At 64.6% G+C, this 19558-nt stretch carries 20 protein-coding genes; 14 read left to right on the top strand and 6 right to left on the bottom strand.

The features are described 5' to 3' along the window. Window positions 1–26 precede the first annotated feature (26 nt). A complete protein-coding gene (locus P6U31_RS22405; RefSeq protein ID WP_407183906.1) occupies window positions 27–1277 on the bottom strand; it encodes a DUF763 domain-containing protein in 1251 nt (416 codons plus the stop codon). A 139-nt stretch (window positions 1278–1416) separates the two neighbouring features. Between P6U31_RS22405 and P6U31_RS22400 the strand changes: the two genes are divergently transcribed. Then, window positions 1417–2556, top strand: coding sequence for a mechanosensitive ion channel family protein (locus tag P6U31_RS22400; protein ID WP_407189915.1), 1140 nt, complete (start codon window positions 1417–1419; stop codon window positions 2554–2556). 21 nt (window positions 2557–2577) lie between these two features. Here P6U31_RS22400 and P6U31_RS22395 read toward each other — a convergent pair whose 3' ends face one another. Both P6U31_RS22395 and P6U31_RS22390 read right to left on the bottom strand, forming a co-directional pair. Continuing rightward, window positions 2578–3495: a PepSY domain-containing protein gene (locus P6U31_RS22395; RefSeq protein WP_407183905.1), complete on the bottom strand. Its 918-nt coding sequence runs from the start codon at window positions 3493–3495 to the stop codon at window positions 2578–2580. Window positions 3496–3636: 141 nt separating this feature from the next. Further along, window positions 3637–4614 (bottom strand): tripartite tricarboxylate transporter substrate binding protein, encoded by a 978-nt coding sequence (locus P6U31_RS22390; RefSeq protein ID WP_407183903.1) that lies wholly within the window; start codon window positions 4612–4614, stop codon window positions 3637–3639. 116 nt (window positions 4615–4730) lie between these two features. Between P6U31_RS22390 and P6U31_RS22385 the strand changes: the two genes are divergently transcribed. The 7 genes from P6U31_RS22385 to P6U31_RS22355 all read left to right on the top strand — a co-directional run bounded on the left by P6U31_RS22385 (window position 4731) and on the right by P6U31_RS22355 (window position 10913). After that, entirely contained in the window at window positions 4731–5441 is a 711-nt protein-coding gene (locus P6U31_RS22385; protein ID WP_407183902.1) for a TetR/AcrR family transcriptional regulator, read from the top strand. Between the two features lie 32 nt (window positions 5442–5473). After that, the gene (locus P6U31_RS22380) at window positions 5474–6358 is read left to right on the top strand and encodes an amidohydrolase family protein (RefSeq protein WP_407183901.1); all 885 of its coding nucleotides are present in this window, start codon (window positions 5474–5476) and stop codon (window positions 6356–6358) included. Beyond that, the gene (dctA, locus tag P6U31_RS22375; protein ID WP_407183900.1) at window positions 6355–7656 is read left to right on the top strand and encodes a C4-dicarboxylate transporter DctA; all 1302 of its coding nucleotides are present in this window, start codon (window positions 6355–6357) and stop codon (window positions 7654–7656) included. Before P6U31_RS22380 ends, dctA begins: the two co-directional genes overlap by 4 nt. Window positions 7657–7721: 65 nt before the next feature. Continuing rightward, window positions 7722–8435, top strand: coding sequence for a PIG-L deacetylase family protein (locus tag P6U31_RS22370; protein ID WP_407183898.1), 714 nt, complete (start codon window positions 7722–7724; stop codon window positions 8433–8435). Then, window positions 8432–9115 carry a 4-carboxy-4-hydroxy-2-oxoadipate aldolase/oxaloacetate decarboxylase gene (locus tag P6U31_RS22365; protein WP_407183897.1) on the top strand — a complete coding sequence of 228 codons (684 nt, stop codon included), beginning with the start codon at window positions 8432–8434 and terminating at the stop codon, window positions 9113–9115. Before P6U31_RS22370 ends, P6U31_RS22365 begins: the two co-directional genes overlap by 4 nt. 14 nt (window positions 9116–9129) lie before the next feature. After that, window positions 9130–9999 (top strand): hypothetical protein, encoded by an 870-nt coding sequence (locus tag P6U31_RS22360; protein WP_407183896.1) that lies wholly within the window; start codon window positions 9130–9132, stop codon window positions 9997–9999. Continuing rightward, on the top strand, window positions 9999–10913 hold the full coding sequence (locus P6U31_RS22355; protein ID WP_407183895.1) for a DUF1932 domain-containing protein: 915 nt from the start codon (window positions 9999–10001) through the stop codon (window positions 10911–10913). The genes P6U31_RS22360 and P6U31_RS22355 overlap by 1 nt, the downstream gene beginning before the upstream one ends. Window positions 10914–10929: 16 nt before the next feature. On the opposite strand, the gene P6U31_RS22350 is transcribed toward P6U31_RS22355, so the two are convergent. Both P6U31_RS22350 and P6U31_RS22345 read right to left on the bottom strand, forming a co-directional pair. After that, on the bottom strand, window positions 10930–11250 hold the full coding sequence (locus P6U31_RS22350) for a hypothetical protein (RefSeq protein WP_407183894.1): 321 nt from the start codon (window positions 11248–11250) through the stop codon (window positions 10930–10932). Between the two features lie 208 nt (window positions 11251–11458). Next, window positions 11459–12700 (bottom strand): amidohydrolase family protein, encoded by a 1242-nt coding sequence (locus P6U31_RS22345; protein ID WP_407183893.1) that lies wholly within the window; start codon window positions 12698–12700, stop codon window positions 11459–11461. Between the two features lie 147 nt (window positions 12701–12847). Between P6U31_RS22345 and P6U31_RS22340 the strand changes: the two genes are divergently transcribed. After that, window positions 12848–13264 carry a nuclear transport factor 2 family protein gene (locus tag P6U31_RS22340; RefSeq protein ID WP_407183892.1) on the top strand — a complete coding sequence of 139 codons (417 nt, stop codon included), beginning with the start codon at window positions 12848–12850 and terminating at the stop codon, window positions 13262–13264. Here P6U31_RS22340 and P6U31_RS22335 read toward each other — a convergent pair. Next, window positions 13261–14019: a GntR family transcriptional regulator gene (locus P6U31_RS22335; protein WP_407183891.1), complete on the bottom strand. Its 759-nt coding sequence runs from the start codon at window positions 14017–14019 to the stop codon at window positions 13261–13263. The genes P6U31_RS22340 and P6U31_RS22335 overlap by 4 nt on opposite strands. Window positions 14020–14216: 197 nt before the next feature. Here P6U31_RS22335 and P6U31_RS22330 point away from each other — a divergent pair, with 197 nt between their 5' ends. From P6U31_RS22330 to P6U31_RS22310, 5 genes are all read left to right on the top strand, one after another. Then, window positions 14217–15074, top strand: coding sequence for an ABC transporter ATP-binding protein (locus P6U31_RS22330; protein ID WP_407183890.1), 858 nt, complete (start codon window positions 14217–14219; stop codon window positions 15072–15074). Further along, a complete protein-coding gene (locus tag P6U31_RS22325) occupies window positions 15074–15850 on the top strand; it encodes an ABC transporter permease (protein WP_036001283.1) in 777 nt (258 codons plus the stop codon). Before P6U31_RS22330 ends, P6U31_RS22325 begins: the two co-directional genes overlap by 1 nt. Window positions 15851–15889: 39 nt before the next feature. Beyond that, the gene (locus P6U31_RS22320; RefSeq protein WP_407183888.1) at window positions 15890–16915 is read left to right on the top strand and encodes an ABC transporter substrate-binding protein; all 1026 of its coding nucleotides are present in this window, start codon (window positions 15890–15892) and stop codon (window positions 16913–16915) included. A 16-nt stretch (window positions 16916–16931) separates the two neighbouring features. Next, window positions 16932–18371, top strand: coding sequence for an amidohydrolase family protein (locus tag P6U31_RS22315; protein WP_407183887.1), 1440 nt, complete (start codon window positions 16932–16934; stop codon window positions 18369–18371). A gap of 147 nt (window positions 18372–18518) precedes the next feature. Then, window positions 18519–19427: an amino acid ABC transporter substrate-binding protein gene (locus P6U31_RS22310; RefSeq protein ID WP_407183885.1), complete on the top strand. Its 909-nt coding sequence runs from the start codon at window positions 18519–18521 to the stop codon at window positions 19425–19427. The last annotated feature ends 131 nt before the right edge of the window (window positions 19428–19558 follow it).

Genomic DNA, 19558 nt, shown 5'->3' with positions numbered 1-19558 from the left:
CCTCCCGCCAACTTGCGGACCGGTGTTCAGCCGGTCCGCTTTTTTGTGGGCGCAAGCTCACGCTCCCAGCCGAACACGGAGCGGCCGTCGAGATCGGGCGAGGCGGCGCGCTCGCCCGCAATGTAGGCCTCCACGGAAGGGCCGCGCGCGGTCCGCTCCAGCCGGCGTGCCTGATCGTCGAGCCGCTTGATTGCCTGCATTTCTTCCTCGCGCCCGAGCTTCGCGCTCTGAATCGCGCCTTTCAGCACCCGGATGGTCTCGTCATAGACCTTGATCGGAACGGGATAGGGATGCCGATCCTTGCCGCCATGAGCGAGCGAGAAACGCGCGGGATCCTTGAAACGATAGGGCGCGCCGTGCACGACCTCGGCGACCATCGCGAGCGAGCGCACGGTGCGCGCGCCAACGCCCGGCGTCAGCAGCAAGTCCGGAAAATCGACGGGGCCGCGCTCGGCTGCGGCCGCCAGCGTGCCGTGCAGGCGGCGCGCGAACACGTCCTTGGGCCTGACGTCGTGATGTGCGGGCATGATCAGATGCGGCAGCATGGCCTGTACCGGATCGGGCGCGGTCCCGACGAGCCGTTCGAATTCGCAGACGATGCGATCGGGGCCGAGATCGCCCAGCAAATCCAGCTGCGCGCTGCGTGAGACGTCGGCGCGATGGTCGGTGAGATTGACGATCTCGCCCTGCTGGGGACCGTCGATCGCGCTGTGCGGCGTATCGACAAAGCTCTTCAGCGCCTCGGAATGCCAGTGATAGCGTCGCGCCTGCCGCTTGTCGCCGTTCATGCCCTGCTGCACCACCGTCCATTTGCCGTCGGCGGTCACGAAGAAGCCGTGGAGATAGAGGTCGAAGCCATCCTGCACGGCCGCGCTGTCGACCTTCGCCACCAGGCGGCTGGCGCGCGTCAGCTTTGCGCCATCGAATCCGACGCGGTCGCCGAGCTGCATCAACTCATCGGGTGTCTTGCGCGAATGCTGGCCTCGGCCGCCGCAGACATAGATCCCGAGTTCGTCCTGAAGCGGCCCGAGCCCGCGCTTCAGCGCGCCGATCACGGAGGTCGTTATTCCCGAGGAATGCCAATCCATCCCCATCACGGCGCCGAACGACTGGAACCAGAACGGATGGGACAGCCGCTGCAGAAATGCATCGCGGCCGTAATGATGCACGATGGCCTGCGTGACGATCGACCCGAGCGAGGCCATGCGGCTCGCCAGCCAGGGCGGAACCCGTCCGGTGTGCAAGGGAAGATCGGCGCTGCCGCTACGTCTGGTCATGAGCGACTCAAACTAGCCCAGTTCGGTCTCGGTTGCACCAGGGGAATGCTGCGTTGCAGGAGGCGGGGGAGCGAAGCCGGCCGCAAGGCGTTGTGCGGGCTACCGCAAAGGCAACGAGGCAAGACAACGAGGAATGGCGATGCATTGGCAGGCCCTGATGGCCGACATCGACAGGATGTTTGGCTGGATACCATCTTGGTTCGTCGGCCTCAGCCTGGTCGTCGGCGCGATCCTGCTCGCGCTATCGCTCTACCGGCTCGCCACATGGCTGCTGAACCGCGCCTTTGGAACCCGCCTTCCGCTGCTCAGCGTATTCATCGCGCGCACGTCGGGCCCGGCTCAGCTGGCGCTATGCCTGGCAGCCGTCGCTTTGGTCTTGCCGCTGGCGCCGCTCGACGACCCGATCCGAACGGGGCTGATGCGCCTGTTCGTCTTAGCCGTCATCGCCCTGATCGGCTGGATCTCGATCAGGATCGTCGACATGAGCGCGGCGCGCTACCTGCAGAATTTTCGCGATGTCACCGAGAATTTCGTCGCGCGCAAGCACGTGACGCAGGTCCGCGTGTTCAAGCGCGTCACCGACACCATCATCGTCATCATCACGGTGTCCACGGCGCTGATGACGTTCGATTCGGTGCGACAGTACGGCGTCAGCCTGTTCGCCTCCGCAGGTGCCGCCGGTATCATCGTCGGTCTTGCCGCGCGGCCGCTGCTGAGCAACCTGATCGCGGGCCTGCAGATCGCGATCACCCAGCCGATCCGCATCGAGGACGCCGTGATCATCGAGAACGAGTGGGGCTGGGTCGAGGACATCGCCTCGACCTATGTCGTGATTCGGCTGTGGGACTGGCGCCGCATGGTGGTGCCGCTGTCCTATTTCATCGAGAAGCCGTTCCAGAACTGGACACGCGACACCGCATCCCTGATCGGCGTGATTGCGCTCCATGTCGATTATCGCGCCGACGTTGCGCGCATCCGGCGCTGGCTGGAGGAGGCGGTGAAGCAGTCCAAGCTCTGGGACGGGGCGGTGGTCAATCTTCAGGTGATCGACGCGGATGCGCGCACCATCGAGCTGCGGGCGCTGGTCAGCGCGCGGAACGCGCCGCAATCCTGGGACCTGCGCTGCGAGATCAGGGAAAAGCTCATAGCCTTCATTCGCGATGAGATGCCGGAAGCGCTGCCGCGCGAGCGCGCGATCCTGATCCCATCAGGCGGCGACGATCCTCACTTCCTGCATTCCACTCCGCCGGAGCCGAGGCGCGCAAGTGCGCGGAATTGATTGAGTGGTGGCGGGACGACGCTAGGCAGCGCCTGCCACGGCGGCTTGTCCGCCGGCGCGCGGGCGCGGCTTGCGCAGCTTCCGCCGGGCCCAGATCAAGAGACCCGTCGACAGCAGCGTCAGAAGCGCGACCGAGGTGACGACATTGAGCGGCGAGGCGATCAGGGCCGACCAGTTTCCCTCGTGGATCAGGCGCGGCCAGTTGCGCGGCAGTGCCGTGACACCGCTCGCATTGATGGTGTAGGCGCGCAGCTCGCCATCATCGTAGATCCGCGCCATCGCGCGGCCGCCGCGCGTGCCGATCGAGATCACGTGGGTGAGGTCGTGCTGGTCCGCGACCATGCGAACAGCCTCGGGAAGGGCAATTGGACGTCCGCCGCCCGCGGGAGCGGCTCCGTTCTGAAACGTCAGGCCGAACGCCATGCACAGGCCGGTCAGCGGGCTGAGCAGGATCAGCGGCAGCGTGAACCATGCCGTCCCCTTGTGCCATCCCGAGAGCGTGTTGCGCAGCCGAGGCAATCCCATGGCGATGCCGAGCAGCAGGACGATCACCATGGCGAGCGTCGAGGCCGTCACCAGCCAGGCCTGCCCCATGAGACGCTCATGCGTGAATCGCGCCCAGAGGAACACATTCGACAGGGTCGAACTCGCCGAGGCGACTTCGCCGGTTGCAAGATCGATCGCCGGCACGTTGCTGCCTTGCAGTGTCATGCTGCGGCTGCCGGCGTTGAGTGAGAGCCCGCGCGCCTTGCCCTCGGGATCGTACCGCTTCACCAGCTCGATGACGCGACCAGGGTCGATCGCAGGGCCGCCAATGCCACGCGTTTGCACGAGGGGCTCGAATGACAGAACCAGGCCGGTGGCGATGATCACGAACAGCGGGAGGGCGAAGACCAGGGTGATCCAGCGATGGAGTCTCAACAAGGCGGGCTTGCTCATTCGTCGTCCTCAGTGTTCTCTCGACCGTGCTCGCGCAGAGCCGTGCAAAACACAAATGACGCTTTGTCCATGTTGTTGCGTTGATTTGCAGCAACCGGAAATAAAGTTCGCTGCAGCATGCGCTCGTCTGAGGACGGACCCTCACTGTGCGCGGATATTGGCCGCCTTCAGCACCGGCTCCCATTTGGTCGCCTCGCTGTGCATGTAGGCGTCAAACTCCTTGGCGGAGGAGCCGACCGGCGTTGCGCCGATCTTGTCCAGCGTCGACAGCACGCCTGGATCCTTCAGCGCCGCTTTCATGTCGGTTTCGAGCTTCGCGACGATCTCGGGCGGCATCCTGGCCGGGCCAAGCACGCCCCACCAGACCGAGACGTCATAGCCGGGCACGCCGGCTTCTGCGACCGTCGGAACGTTCGGCAGCGCCTTGGAGCGCTCGGCCGAAGTGACCGCGAGCGCGCGCACCGGGCCGCCCTCGAGCTGGCCGATCGCTTCGGCGAGCGGATTGATGCTGAGCGGGATCTCGCCCGATATCACGGCCGTCAGCGCCGGCGCGCCACCCTTGTAGGGGATCGCGACGATCTTGGCGCCGGACATGTGCTTGAGCAGTTCACCGGCGAGATGCGCCGAGGTGCCGTTGCCGGACATGCCGTAGGAGAGCTTGTCCGGCTCCTTCTTCGCCGCGGCGAGGAGATCACCGAGCGTCCTGTAGGGACTGTCCTTGGCCACGACGATCGCAAGCGGAGAGGAGGCGACCTCCGTGATGGCAGTGAAATCCGTGAAGGTGTCGTAGGGCACGCTCGGATAGATGAACTGGTTCAGGGGATGGCCACTCGCGACAAGAATGAGCGTGTAACCATCCGGCGCGGCCTGCGTCAGCGCCTGCGAGGCGACGATGCCGCCCGCGCCGGGACGATTGTCGATGACCGGCTGCTGGCCCCAGGTCTTGGCCAGCGCCTGGCCCAGGGTGCGCGCGAGCACATCGACCGCGCCGCCGGCGGCGTAAGGGACCAGAATGTGGACCGGCTTGCTCGGATAAGTTTCGGCAGCCTGCGCGGCGGAGCCCAGCAGCAGGCCGGCACCCAGCATCAGCCCGCCGATCGCCTTGTTCAAACCCAGCATTTTCCAAGCACTCCTTGAGGGCATTCGTGCGCCAACGGCGGTCTCCAGGCCTCGTCTTGGACGCCGTCCGGTTTTTGTTGACGAGACCTGATCTTTTGTACGATAGTACAAATCACATGGTACGCAAGCCCACCAGCAAGGAAGCGGCCCGCAAGCCGAATATGCGCGAGGCAATCCTCGCCGCGGCCGAGGAGCTGTTCGCCACCAATGGCTTCAACGCCGTCTCGGTGCGCGACATCGCGCAAGCCGCCGGGGCCAATCCCGGCAGCGTGACCTATCATTTCAAGACCAAGGACGGTCTGCTGCTGGAGATCTATCGGCGCCATTGCGGGCCGATGAACCTGCGCCGTTCGGAACTGCTGGCGGCCGCGCGGCGCGTGCGCGATCTCCAGGACCGGCTGGAAGCGATCGTGCGCGCCTATGTGGTGCCTGCTTTCACCTCGGGCAGCGACCTTGCCGGCGGCGGAGCACGCTTCACGCGGCTGCGCGCGGTGATGTCGGCCGAAGGCAACGAGGTCGCGCGCAAGATCATCGCGCAGACTTTCGACGACACCAGTCACGCCTTCATCGATGCGATTCACGAAAGCCTGCCGCACATTCCGCGCACCGACATCGTCTGGCGCAGCCATTTCCTGCTCGGCGCGCTCTATTATTCGCTGGTGACGCCGGATCGCGTCTCGCGCCTGTCGCGCGGCGAGGCCGACGGCGGCGACGCCGCCAATGCCATCGAGCAGCTGGTGCAGGCGACGGTTGCATCGTTCCAGGCGCCGCCGCTCGATCATGCCGCGCCGGCGCGGCGGCGGCCGGTCGTCAGCAGCAAAACTTGAAAGAAGCGGCATCGCTTTCGGCAGTTCACCTGATGACGATGATGTACACGCCGACCATTCCGCCGCCCGATCCGAACACGCGCACGCCCAAGTTCAAGCTGCCCAAATTGTCCTGCGATGCGCATTGCCATATCTTCGGGCCGGGCGCGAAATATCCTTACGCGCCTGACCGCTCCTACACGCCGCCGGATGCGCCGCTTGAGGATTTCAGGACGCTCCATGCCAAGATCGGCGTCGAGCGCGCGGTCATCGTCAATGCCAGCGTGCACGGCACCGACAACACGGTGGCACTCGACGCCATCGCGCAGAGCAACGGCGCCTACCGCGCCGTCGCCAATATCGACGACACCATCACCGAGCGCGGGCTTACCGTGCTGCACGAGGGCGGCTTCCGCGGCTGCCGGTTCAATTTCGTCCGCCATCTCGGCGGCGTGCCCGACAAGCGCGCGTTCGACCGCGTCATCGCCATGGTCGCGCCGCTCGGCTGGCATATCGACCTGCATTTCGACGCGATCGACCTGCCTGACTATGCCGACATGCTGGCGAGGCTGCCGCTCAGCTACACGATCGACCATATGGGACGTGTGAAGGCTTCCGAGGGGCTCGACCAGCTTCCGTTCAGGATCCTGATCGAGCTGATGCAGCGCGACGAGAAATGCTGGGTCAAGATCTGCGGTTCGGAGCGCGTATCCTCGGCTGGCCCGCCCTTTACCGATGCGGTGCCGTTCGCACGAAAGATCGTCGAGACCGCGCCCGACCGTGTCATGTGGGGCACTGATTGGCCGCACCCCAACGTCAAGGTGATGCCGAACGATGGCGATCTCGTCGACCTGATCCCGCTGTTCGCGCCGGAGCCGGAGCTCCAGCAGAAGATTCTCGTCGCCAACCCTGCGCGTCTGTTCGAGTTCGATCGATGACAGCAATGGCGATCGACAAGCCGCGCGGGCGCGCCTGGTGGAAGGAGCTCTGGATCCAGGTGCTCATCGCCATGGCGGCCGGCATCGCGCTCGGGATGGTCAGCCCCGAGACGGGCGCCAAGATGCAGCCGCTTGGCGACGCCTTCATCAAGGCGATCCGGATGCTGATCGCGCCGATCATCTTCTGCACCGTCGTGCATGGCATCGCCCATATGGCGGATATGGCGCGGGTCGGGCGCGTCGCCGTGAAAGCGATCGTCTATTTCGAGATCATGACCACGATCGCTCTGATCATCGGTCTCGTCGCCGTGAACCTCATGCGGCCCGGCGTCGGCATGAACATCGATCCCGCCAGCATCAATGCCAGCGCGATCGAGCCTTACGTGAAACAGACCGGCGCGATCGGCTTCGTCCCGTTCCTGATGAACATCGTGCCCGCGACCTTCGTCGGTGCTTTCGCCGAAGGCCATATCCTCCAGGTGCTGTTCATCTCCGTGCTGTGCGGTTTCGCGCTGGTGCAGCTCGGCGATCGCGCGGTGCCGCTGATCAATCTGCTCGACCTTGCTGGGAAAATGGTGTTCGCCGTCGTCGGCTTCGTGATGTGGGCGGCGCCGATCGGCGCGTTCGGAGCCATCGCGTTCACGGTCGGCAAGTTCGGCGTGGGTTCGCTGGCTTCGCTCGGCAAGCTGCTCTGTGGTTTCTATCTCACCTGCGTCATCTTCATTATCGTGGCGCTCGGGCCGGTGGCGCGGCTTTGCGGCTTCTCGCTGCTCAAGCTGATCCGCTATATCTGGGAAGAGCTGTTGATCTGTATCGCCACCACGTCGTCCGAGACGGTGTTGCCGCGGATGCTGACCAAGCTGGAGAAGGCGGGTTGCGAGAAGAGCGTGGTGGGAATGGTGATCCCCACCGGCTACTCCTTCAATCTCGATGGCACCTGCCTTTACCTCGCCGCGGCCTCGGTGTTCCTGGCGCAGGCGACCAACACGCCGCTCGGGCTCGCCGAGCAGATCGAGCTCTTGCTGATCCTGCTCGTGACCTCCAAGGGCGCGGCGGGGATCGCGGGGGCCGCCTTCGTCGTGCTGGCGGCGACGCTGTCGGCCACCGGCACCATTCCGGTGACGAGCGTTGCGCTGGTACTCGGCATCCACCGCCTGATGTCGCAGGGACTGACGCCGACAAATCTGATCGGGAACGCGGTCGCGACCATCGCCATTGCCAGATGGGAAGGGGCGCTCGATGGCGCACGCCTGAGACGCGTGCTCGACGGCGAGGAACGGGCGGCCGTCGCGGCTTGAGGAACTTGCTGCCTGCATGAGGCAGGCAGCCTTATGCTTACGAACGAAAGAGGGGAGTTCGTCCCATGAAGACAGGTCTCGTGGTCACCGCCCATCCCGGCGATTTCGTCTGGCGCGCAGGCGGCGCCATCGCGCTGCATGCGAAGAAGGGTTATCGCATGAAGATCGTCTGCCTGTCCTTCGGCGAGCGTGGCGAGAGCCAGTTCGCCTGGAAGGAGAAGGGCGCGACGCTGGAATCGGTCAAGGCCGGCCGCAAGGACGAAGCGGAGCGGGCGGCGAAGCTCTTGGGCGCGGAGATCGAGTTCTTCGACTGCGGCGACTATCCCCTGAAGCTCACCGAATCGCATTTCGATCGCATGGTCGACATCTATCGCGAGCTCAATCCAAGCTTCGTGCTGACGCATGCGCTCGAAGATCCCTATAATTTCGACCATCCGAACGCGGCGCATTTCGCTCAGGAGACGCGCGTGGTTGCACAGGCGATGGGCCACAAGCCCGGTGCGCAGTACAAATATTCCGCGCCCCCGGTGTTCCTGTTCGAACCGCACCAGCCCGAGCAGTGCAATTACAAGCCGGACACGATCCTCAAGATCGACGAGGTCTGGAAGGAGAAGTACGAGGCGTTCCAGATCCTGGCCGCACAGAAGCACCTCTGGGGCTATTACGAGCGCGTTGCGCTGAACCGCGGCATCCAGGGCAGCCGCAACACCGGCTTGCCGATGACCTATGGCGAAGCCTATCAGCGTCTGTTCCCGACTGTCGCGGAGGAGCTGGCATGAAGCCGGTCGTCGTCCGCAACATCAAGCGAGCCGATCCAGCCGCGATGGCGGAATACGGCGTCTCGACCGTGCACGAGGCTTATGGGCGCATCGGCCTGATGAAGCCCTACCTGCGGCCGGTCTGGCCGGGCGCGGCAATTGCCGGGCCTGCCGTCACGGTGTTGGCGCAGCCCGGCGACAACTGGATGATCCATGTCGCCGTCGAGCAGTGCAGAAAAGGCGACATTCTCGTCGTCGGCTGCACCACCGACAACACCGACGGCATGTTCGGCGAACTGCTGGCGACCTCGCTGCAGGCGCGGGGCGTGCAGGGGCTGATCATCGATGCCGGCTGCCGCGACGTCAAAGCCCTGCACGAGATGAAGTTTCCGGTGTGGTCGCGCGCGGTCTCGGCCAAGGGCACGGTCAAGGCGACGCTCGGCTCGGTCAACGTCCCCGTGGTCTGTGCCGGCGTCAATGTCGATCCCGGCGACATCATCGTGGCCGATGACGATGGCGTGGTCGTGGTGGCGAAGCGCCATGCGGCTGAAGTTGCCGAGAAGGCGAAGAAGCGTAACGCGGATGAGGGCGGCAAGCGCACGCGCCTCGCCTCGGGTGAGCTGGGTCTCGACATGTACAACATGCGTGAGGCGCTGGCGAAAGCCGGGCTCGTCTATGTCGATAATCCCGAGGACGTTTGAGGCGGAGCGGGCGGATGGATCGTGTCAAGCTGACGGCCGTGCTCGGCAATCACCCCCACGTCCAGGCGGTGAAGAGTGGCGCGCTGCGCTCCGATCTTTTTGACCTGGACTTCATCGCCTACAGCCCGACCAACACCGCGTTCAAGCCGATGGTGCGGGAGGAGGCCTTCGACGTCTGCGAGATGGCGATCGTCACCTTTCTGATGGCGAAGGCTCACGGCAAGCCGCTGGTGCTGCTGCCGGCGACCATGCTCGGCCGTTTCCAGCATTCTTATGCGCTCTACAATCCCGCGCGGGGAAGGCTCGGTCCGTCCGACCTCGAAGGCAAGCGCGTCGGCATCCGCTCGTTCACGACGACGACCGGCGCCTGGATCAGGGGGATTCTCGCCAACGACTACGGCGTGAATCTCGACAAGATCCGCTGGATCACCTTCGAGGACCCGCACGTGGCCGAATATGTCGACACCACCGAGCGCGCTCCGAAGGACAAGAAGGTCCTGCAGATGCTGCTCGACGGCGAGCTCGACGCCGTGCTTGGCGAGACCTCCGACAACCCCAGGCTCACACCTCTGTTTGCCGATCCGGCCGCGGAAGCCGCCAGATGGTACGCCAAACGCGGCGTCGTGCCGGTCAATCACCTCGTAGTCGTGACCGAGCAGCTGGCGAAATCGCGCCCCGACGTGGTCGCGGGTGTCTATGATCTGCTCAAGCGGAACAAGGAGCAGATGGGACCTGCGGCAACGCCCGATCTGGTCCCGTTCGGTGTCGAGGCCAACCGGAAGCCGCTCGAGCTGATCGTCGACTATGCGTTTCAGCAGGCGCTGATCCCGCGCCGGTATGCGGTCGAGGAGCTGTTCGACCAGACGACGGGAGGATTGAATTGATGGCGGATCCGAAGCGATGGCAGATCGGGCTGGTCGGTTATGGCGAAGTCGGCCGGATTCTGGCCGAGGATTTGCGCCAGCAGGACATCAAGGTGTCCGCCTATGACATCAAGCTCGGAACCGAGCAGGGCGCTTCGCTGAAGGAGCATGCGGCAAGATTCGGCGTGGCGCTCGCGGCCTCTCACGCGGAGCTGACGGCGAAATGCGATTTCGTCATCTCCGCTGTCACTGCCAGCCAGGCCGTGCCGGTGGCAAAGGCCTGCGCGGCCGCGATCAACCAGGGCACCTGGTTTCTCGATTTCAACTCGGCCTCTCCCGGCGCCAAGCAACGCGCCGCGGCCCTGGTCGATGGCGGAGGCGGTCGCTATGTCGAGGGCGCGGTGATGACCTCGGTGCCGCCTTATCGCATCAAGGTGCCGCTGCTGCTCGGTGGTCCCGGCGCGAGGGAGCTGGAGCCGCTGCTGAACGCGATCGGCTTTGCCGCGAAGGTCGCCAGCGACAAGTTAGGTGTGTCCTCGGCGGTGAAGATGTGCCGCAGCATCATGATCAAGGGTCTCGAGGCCATGGTCATCGAGAGTTTCACGACCGCGCGCGCCTATGCGGTCGAGGATGCGGTGCTGGCCTCGCTCGCAGAGACGTTCCCCGCGATCGACTGGGAGAAGCAGGGCGCCTACTTCTTCCAGCGCGTGATCGAGCACGGTCGCCGGCGGGCCGAGGAAGTGCGTGAGGTCGCCGAGACCGTGCGCGACGCCGGGTTGACGCCATGGTCGGCGCAGGGCACGGCCGAGCGGCAGGCCTGGATCGCAGATCTCGCCGATGAAGGTCTGTTCGGCGCGCGGGGCACCAAGGAGTTCGCCCGCAGCGCTGATTGGCGGACCGAGGCCGACCGGATATTGGCGAAGATCAGGCGCTGACGCCGAACCTCTGTGGTCAGCTCAAGACCTCGCTGCCGTCGCGATAGTTCGAGATTTCGTCGCGGGCGAGCTCGATCGCATCAACCAGGCTCTTGGCCTTGCGCACGACCAGCTCCTTGGCGGGCGCGGTGCGGAACTCGGCGAGGATCATGCGGATGCACTTGTCGGCAGTATCGAGCGTCCAGAGCGCGCGCGTCATGTCGTCCTGTGTATGGATGGCCGAGATATTGAGGTCCGACAGGACTTCGCCGATTCCGTTCAATCGCTTGACAGCCGTTTCCGCAGGCGTGTTGGCGCGAATGGAGCGATCATCGGTGCTACTGAATGCGTTGAACATAGAAGTGCTTTCTCGCTGAAGCCAGATGGTTCAGAGCGTCTCTTGATATGATCCTGATGGCCTCTTGTGCAATGCGCACAGCTACGGTCCGGGATTCTACCGGGCTCGGTTTCGGGCAAGAATCGGCTGTGAAATCAGCGCGAAACGACCCGGTCATCGGCTGCCTGTCGCGACGATTTTACCGCTGGACGTCCGAGTGGAACGGCATTCAGCTCTCGGGCCGGAACAGAGCGGGTCGCGGCCGGACAAACGTCTGCCGGCCGCTCTTGAAACCCATGACGACATCAGGCAGCTCGGCGATGGCAAAGCGGCTATCCCTCGTGTCGAGCACGATGAGATCGGCGGGATTGCCGGGCTTGATGCCGTAATCGTCAAGGTTCATCAGCCGCGCCGGCTGCTCGGTCACGAGGTCGAGACAGACGTCGAAATCGCTCACCGCGGCGTGCGCGACGTTGGCGTAGAAGTTCGCCATCCGCAGCAGCGATGCGTCGCCGAACGGCGTGAAGGGATTGAGCACGTTGTTGGTCGCAACCGAGCACACGACGCCGTCGCCCGCGAGCTTGTGGGCGAGAGTCAGCCCGCGCGGCGCGTTGTGGCTGGCGTCGCGCCCCATCAGGTAGAGATCGGTCGCAGGCAGCACCGTGACGGCGACGCCCGCTCTTGTCAGTTGCGCGGTGGCCGCCTTCATCCGTTCCGGCGGCAGGGCCGAGAGTTTCGTCGCATGGCCGATCGCGACCCGTCCGCCATAGTCGCGCCGCTCGGTCTGCCGGCAGACCTCGTCGAGATGCCACCAGGAGGGATCGAGATCGAAATCCAGATGAAGGTCGACGTCGACGTCGAAGTCCTGGGCGAGGTCGAAGATGCGCTCGAGATGCGCGGTCGGATCGGTGTCCATGTAGGGACAGCCGCCGATCACGTCGCCGCCGTCGTGCAGCGCTTGAACCAGCAGCTCGTCGCTGCCGGGGTCGTTGGTCAGGCCTTCCTGCGGGAAGACGCAGAGCGACAGGTCGATCGCCCAGGCATAATCGCGCTTCAGCGCCTTGACTGCCTCGAAGCCACGCAAACCGATGCGGGGGTCGATCTCGACATGCGTACGCATCCGCGTCGTGCCGTTCACGATGGCGCGCTCGAGCACCCGCGCGCCGCGCGCGTAGACGTCCTCGACCGTAAAATCCTTCTTCATTCCCGCGACGGCGCGGATCGCTTCCGAGACGCTGCCGTGGTTTTGCCCGCAGCGGCCGAGCAGACAGGCCTTGTCGAGATGGATGTGGGTGTCGACGAAGCCGGGCAGGGCGAGGTTCCCGCCGAGGTCGATCTCCACCGCCTCGCAGGCGAGCTTCGGCTCGATCGCGGCGATCCGGCCGGCTTTCACGCCGATGTCGACGGGTGCGGCGGATGATCGCAACAGCGCGTTACGGAAGATCAGGTCAAAGGCGGCTTGGGTGTTCATGGCATCGAATTCAGCTGTGACAGCCTAGCCGAAGCTCGCGCAGCGGGCAGCTCCAGATTGTGTGCAGTTATACCGCGCAATTGTTCAAAAAATATGCATGCACTTTGAGCCATGGATCGTAGAATGCCGGCATCCCGGAGAACCCAGATGTCCACCCCCGCAAAAGCCGAACGTCCGATGGCCGACGCCGAGATTGTCGAAGCCTATCTCACCGCCTCGATGATACCAGATCCCGATGCCGCCGCGGCCTATATGAAGCCGGGCATGGTGATCACGTTCACCGGCGGACGCGAGTTCGATCATCCGCGCGGGCCGACTGGCTTCAACGCCAAACGCTATCGCTGGGTCAAGAAGAAGATGGACCGGTTCGATGTCTGTCCCGGCAAGGACGAAACCGTGGTCTACAGTGTCGGCACGCTCTATGGCGAGTGGATGGACGGCACGCCGTTCGAAGGCAATCGCTATGTCGATCGCTTCGTGGTCAAAGACGGCCAGATCGTGAAGATGGACGTCTGGAACGACAGCGCCGAGCGCATCCTCGTGCAGCGTGGCATCGAGGCCTAACCTCTCCGCGCCACCTTCGGCAGCTTGACCACGCGATGGCCGGCCTCTTCGTCGGCGTAGGGCGCCAAAATATCGAGTAAGTCCCGGCCACGTTGCGGAGCAGGGGCCACGAGCGCGCGAGTGGCGACTGAATCCAGGTGATGGCGCATCAACTCCATCACCTTGGCCGCGTCGCCCTTGGCAAGCGCAGCAATGATGGCGCGATGCTCGTTGATGGCGCATTCGGTCGAATGCGGCCGGCTGTAGAGTGACAGGGTCAGACAGCAGCGATAGGCGACTTCGCTGACATAGCGCACCAGGATCGGGCTGTTCGTCATGTGCGCGAGCAGGATGTGGAATTCGGTCGCGAGCCGGATCGAGACCGCGTCCGTGCCGTCACGGGCGCGGTCCTCGGCATCGACATGGGCGTTCAGCTCGGCGATCTGAGCCTTGGTCAGCTTGCCGGCGAGCTGGCGCACGACCAGGCGCTCGAGCTCGATGCGGATGTCGAAGGCATCGCGCGCCTCCTGCCAGCTCGGCGTCGCCACCACCGCGATGCGGTTGCGGCGCAGCTCGACCAGGCCTTCGGCGGCGAGTTGCCCCAGCGCGTGGCGGGCGATGGTGCGGCTGACGCCGAAGCGCTCGCCGAGCGCGTCCTCGGGCAGCTTGGCGCCGGGCTCCAGCGCCTGCTCGATGATCGCGCGCCGCAGCGCGCGGCAGATCACGCTGACCTTGTCCGACGATTCAGAGCTCTTGCTGCTTGCGCGCGCCGCCATCGGCGAATCCTTCAGGAGAGGGCGAAGGTCCTCTTTAGCACAGCCTGACGGTAATCGGCGCTCCAATTGCATGCAGTTTGGAGCCGGGATTGCCTAAATCGAATCCGGCCTTCCGGCGCGGAGAGGTGGCCAGGCCATTGAATTCGCTGGGCGCGGGAGCTGGCATCCAGCTTGCATGCACTTTGGCTGTGATGCGCATGCAACCGAACGCTCAATTTGACGGCCGGCCCGTTCCCGAAGGCGCCGCCGCAACCGCGATCGAGCTGTCCGAGGCTTCCGTGACCTTCGGGCGCGGGGACCGCGCCGTGCCGGCTCTGTCGAAGACCACCCTCAAGATCGCCGACGGCGAGTTTGTCGCACTGGTCGGCCCTTCCGGATGTGGCAAATCGACCATTTTGCGTCTCGTCAGCGGCCTGGTGCAGCCGACCAGCGGCGTCGTCATCGTCGGCGGTCGCGAGGTCGCGGCGCGGGCGATGCGGGTCGGCATGGCGTTCCAGAATCCGACCATGCTGCCGTGGATGACGATCGAGCGGAACATCATGCTGCCGCTGAAGATCGTCGAGCCGTTTCGCTCGAACTTCCGCAAGCTGCGCAAGACGGAGTTTCGCGACAAGGCCAATGCGCTGCTGGAGCAGGTCGGTCTCAAGGGCTTTGGCAGCCGCTACCCCTGGCAGCTCTCCGGCGGCATGCTCCAGCGCGCCAATCTGTGCCGCGCGCTGATCCATGAGCCGCGCATGCTGCTGCTGGACGAGCCGTTCGGCGCGCTCGACCAGTTCACCCGCGAGGAGCTGTGGGCGATCCTCCAGACCCTCTGGATGACGCACAAGCCGACCGTGCTGCTGGTGACCCACGATCTGCGCGAGGCTGGCTTCCTGGCTAGCCGCATCTGCGTGATGAGCGCGCGGCCCGGTCGCATCCTCGACGACAGCCGTGTGGACTTCGCGCGGCCGCGCACCGTGCCGATGACTTTCGAGCCGGATTTCGTCGCGTTGAACCAGAAGCTGCGTGCCTTCATCGAGGACGCACGGAGCGCAGCCCTACAGGGGACAGGCTGATGTTCGGGATCGATGTCAGGCAGAAGGCGTGGTCGGCGGGGCTGATCGTGCTGTTCTTCGTCGCCTGGGAATTGTTCTGCCTGATGACGGGCATGTCCGATCTGGTGCTGCCGCGTCCCTCGCAGGTGTTCGTGACGCTGGTCCAGCGCTTTCCAGTGCTGTGGCCGCACATCGTGCAGACGCTGGCCACCACCATGCTCGGCTTCGTGCTCGGCGTCGCGCTCGGTGTTGCCCTCGGTGCCATCATCGGCGTCTCCAAGACGGCCTATGACACCTGCTATCCGCTTTTGATCGGCTTCTCATCGATCCCCAAGGTCGCGGTGGTGCCGATCTTCGTGCTGTGGTTTGGCTCCGGCACCGTGCCGGCGGTGCTGACCGCGCTGTCGATCTGCTTCTTTCCGATCGTCGTCAACATCGCGACGGGGCTTGCGACCACCGAGCCCGAGCTCGAGGACGTCTTGAAGGCGCTCGGCGCCAGCAAGCTCGACATCCTCTGGAATGTCGGTCTGCCCCGGACCATGCCGTTCTTCTTCGCCTCGCTGAAGGTCGCGATCTCCTACGCCTTCGTCGGCGCGGTGCTGTCGGAAACGGTCGCCTCCAACCGCGGCATTGGCAACGTCATGATGACCGCGTCCTCCAATTTCAACGTGCCGCTGGTGTTCGCCGGCCTCTTCGTGCTCGCCGGCCTCGGCGTCGCGCTCTACGTCGTGTTCTCGCTGATCGAGGGGCAGGTCACCGGCTGGGCCACGCGCAAGAACGACGTGATTGCCACCTGATTTTCAAACCGTCACGCAACGAAGCTTGAGGAGGTCTCGATGATGAGAAAAGTGACTGCAGCGCTGTTGGGATTGGCCCTGTCCACGGGGGCCGCGATGGCTCAGGAGACCACGATCAAGTTCACGCTGGGCTGGAAGACTCAAGGCAGCGATGCCGCTTTCTTCTATGCCAAGGACCACGGCTTCTTCAAAGAGGAAGGCCTGAACGTTGTCATCGACCAGGGCGAGGGCTCCGGCGCCACCGTCACGCGCATCATGTCGGGCGCCTATGACGCCGGCTTCGGCGACGTCAACGCCATCATCCAGAATGCCTCTACCAAGCCGCAGGAGGCGCCCGTCATGGTCTACATGATGTGGAACCAGCCGCCGTTCGCGATCGTCGCCAAGAAGACCAGCGGCATCAACACCATCAAGGATTTCGAGGGCCACACCCTCGGCGGCGCGCAGGGCACGCCGACGACGCGGCTGTTGCCGGTGTTCACGCGCAAGAATGGCCTCGACAACGAGAAGATCAAGATCTCCAACATGGCGCCGAACCTGCAGGAGCCGATGCTGATCAAGGGCGATATCGAAGGAGCGCTCGTCTTCAACATCACCAGCTATTTCAACCTCGTGCTCAATCGCCAGGATCCGGACAAGGACTTCAAATGGTTCTCGTTCGGTGAATACGGCCTCGATCTCTATTCGAACGGCGTGATGGTCTCGAAGAAGCTGATCGCGTCGAACCCGAAGGCGGTCGCGGGCCTCGTGCGCGCCATCAACAAGGGCGCCATCGCGGTCGCCAAGGACCAGAATGCCGGCATGAAGGCGGCGTTGAACTACGACAACCTCATCAATGCCGATGTCGAGAAGCGCCGGCTGCAATATTCCTACGAGAAGCTGATCGTCTCGCCAGAGATGAAGGAGATCGGCATCGGCGACATCAAGGATGACCGCATGACCCGGGCCATCGGCATCGTGGTCGAAGGCTATCAGCTCGCCCGCGCGCCGACGCCGGGAGAGGTGTTCTCTCGCGAGTTCCTGCCGCCGCGCGCTGAGCGGGAGCTGGTATATACTGCCAACTGAATGTGGAGAGATGGTCATGGCCGCGGAGATTTCGGCAACCAGCCTGTTCCGTGGCCCTGATCGCGGCGTCAGCGAGAATGTCGTGCTGCGGCACGACGGCGGCGTCATCACCGACGTCTCGGAGGGGGCGGGGGCTGCGCGCGGCCCGCGCTCCCTCGTCGTTCCGGCCTTCGTCAACGCGCACGACCACGCCCGTGCCACAGCGTCGTCATTCGGCGCGGTCGGCATGCCCCTGGAAAGCTGGATCCTGCGCACCGCGCTCGGCACGCCGGTCGATCCCTACCTGACTGCAGCCTCCGCACTGGCCCGTTCCGCAAGGGCCGGCTGCGCGGCCATGATGGTGCACTACACCCGCCCGAGCGGGACGATGCCTTTGCTCGATGAAGCGAAGGCGGTTGCGAAAGCGGCGTCGGACGTCGGCATCCGCATGGCCTTTGCGATCGCGGTGCGCGACCAGAACCCGATCGTCTATGGCGATGCCGAGCCGGTGCTTTCCGGTCTGTCGCGCGACGACCGCAGGACCATCGAAGACTTGTTCGTCCGCGCGCCGCTGTCGCCAGCGGCCTATATCGAGCTGACCGACGCCATTGCCGCTTCCATCGCGGGCCCGATGGTCGACGTGCAGCTCGGGCCCGCCGGCGTGCAATGGTGCTCGAAACCGCTGCTGGAAGCGGTGGCCGAGAACTCGGCGCGGACGGGCCGTCGCATCCACATGCATCTCTTGGAGACCGTCTACCAGCGCGCCTGGGCCGACCAGAACTTTCCGGGCATGGTTGCCTATCTGCGCGATATCGGCTTCCTCTCGGAGCGGCTGACGCTGGCGCATTGCATTCACGCCCGTCCGGACGAGCTCGAGATGATTGCAGCCTCGGGTGCGCGCATCGTCACCAATTTCAGCTCGAACATGCACCTGCGCTCAGGCCTCGCCCCGATCGCCGCCGCGCACAAATGCGGCTGCTCCATTGCGGTCGGTGTCGATGGGCTGGCGCTGGACGAGGATGACGACATCTTGCGCGAGATGCGACTGGTGCAGATGATCCACGGCGGCCTCGGCTTCAAGGCGACATGGACGCCGGCCGAGCTGTTCTCCCTGGCCATCCGCAATGGGCGCCGTGCGACCGGCGCGCCCGGGAGTGGGGAGCTCGTCGCCGGCAGCCCTGCCGACTATGTCGTGATCGATCTCGATCGGCTCGACCGGGATCGGATCATGCCGGTCGATCCCATGACCTTGCTGTTTGCGCGCGGCAACGCCTCGCTGGTGAAGGAGGTCGTGGTTGCCGGCAAGACGATCGCCGGCGATGGCGTGTGTGCGGGTGTCGACCTGCCGGCCATCGAGCAAGAGTTGCGAGCGATGTACCGCGCCAATGTCGGCAAGCTCGAAAGCTTCAGGCAGATGTGGTCGCCGCTGTCGGAGCGGGTCACCGGCTGGTTCGAGCAACAGCTCACCTGCGAATAGGAGCGGGGCGCAACGCCCGCGCCGGTCTCGCCGATATCAAACTGCGATAGCTGATAAGCGGAACCTCGTCTGGCGAACGGTCCGACTCTGCGCTATCACGCCCTGGGCCGCGCGCCAGCGCTGCCGATATCTGTCAAGGAGCCCCCGATGCGTCTTCCTACCATCTTTCTGGCCGTCACATGCCTTGCAGGCGCAGCTTCGGCTGAAGATCTCACGGGCACGCTCCAGAAGGTCAAGGAGACCAAGAAGATCACGCTCGGCTATCAGGAGGCGTCGGTCCCGTTCAGCTATCTCGACGGCAACCAGAAGCCGGTCGGCTTCGCCATGGACATCTGCCTCAGGATCGTCGATGCCGTGAAGAAGCAGCTTGGCATGCCCGACATCGCCGTCGAAACGCTCGCGGTGACCTCGTCGAACCGCATCCCCCTGATGGTCAACGGCACGCTCGATCTGCACTGCTCGGCGACCACGAACAACGCCGACCGCCAGAAGCAGGTCGCCTTCACCAACACGCACTTCCTCAGCGCGACGCGCTTTGCCGCCAAGAAGGCCGCGAAGATCAACACCATCGACGATCTCAAGGGCAAGGCGGTCACCGCCGTGGCCGGCTCGGTCAACCTGACGCAGCTCGCCAAGGTCAACACCGATCGCAATCTCGGCATCAACATCATGCCGGCCAAGGACCAGGCTGAGGCTTTCCTGCTGCTGGAGACCGACCGCGCCCAGGCCTACGCCCTTGACGACGTGCAGCTGGCGGTGGCGATCGCGCGCTCCAAGGAGCCGCAACTGTACATGATCAGCGAGGAGGCGTTCTCGAAGCCGGAGCCTTACGGCATCATGCTGCGGCGGGAGGATGCGCCGTTCAAGGCGCTCGCCGATCGCGCCACCGCGGAGCTCTATGCGAGCCCGGAGATCGAGGTCCTCTACAAGAAGTGGCTGCAATCGCCGACGCCGCCGAACGGCCTCAACTACAACGTCCCGATGTCGCCGGCCCTGCGCAACGCCTTCAAGAAGCCGAGCTCCAGCGCCGATCCCGATGTGTATGTGGTGAACTGAGGCGAGGGCGCCGGCCTGCCGCGTGGGGCGGCACGCCGGCAACCGGGAACCCGCTAGGCCAGCGCCGCGGTCCGGTCGCCGTTTCGTGATCGATCGTACGATTGCGAGCTAATAGATAGTCTCCTATCTAA

The organism is Bradyrhizobium centrosematis (assembly GCF_045571495.1).
In the GTDB taxonomy this organism is placed as follows: domain Bacteria; phylum Pseudomonadota; class Alphaproteobacteria; order Rhizobiales; family Xanthobacteraceae; genus Bradyrhizobium; species Bradyrhizobium centrosematis.
Note: the sequence above shows the minus strand (reverse complement) of the source record. Positions and strands in the feature narration are given on the sequence as shown.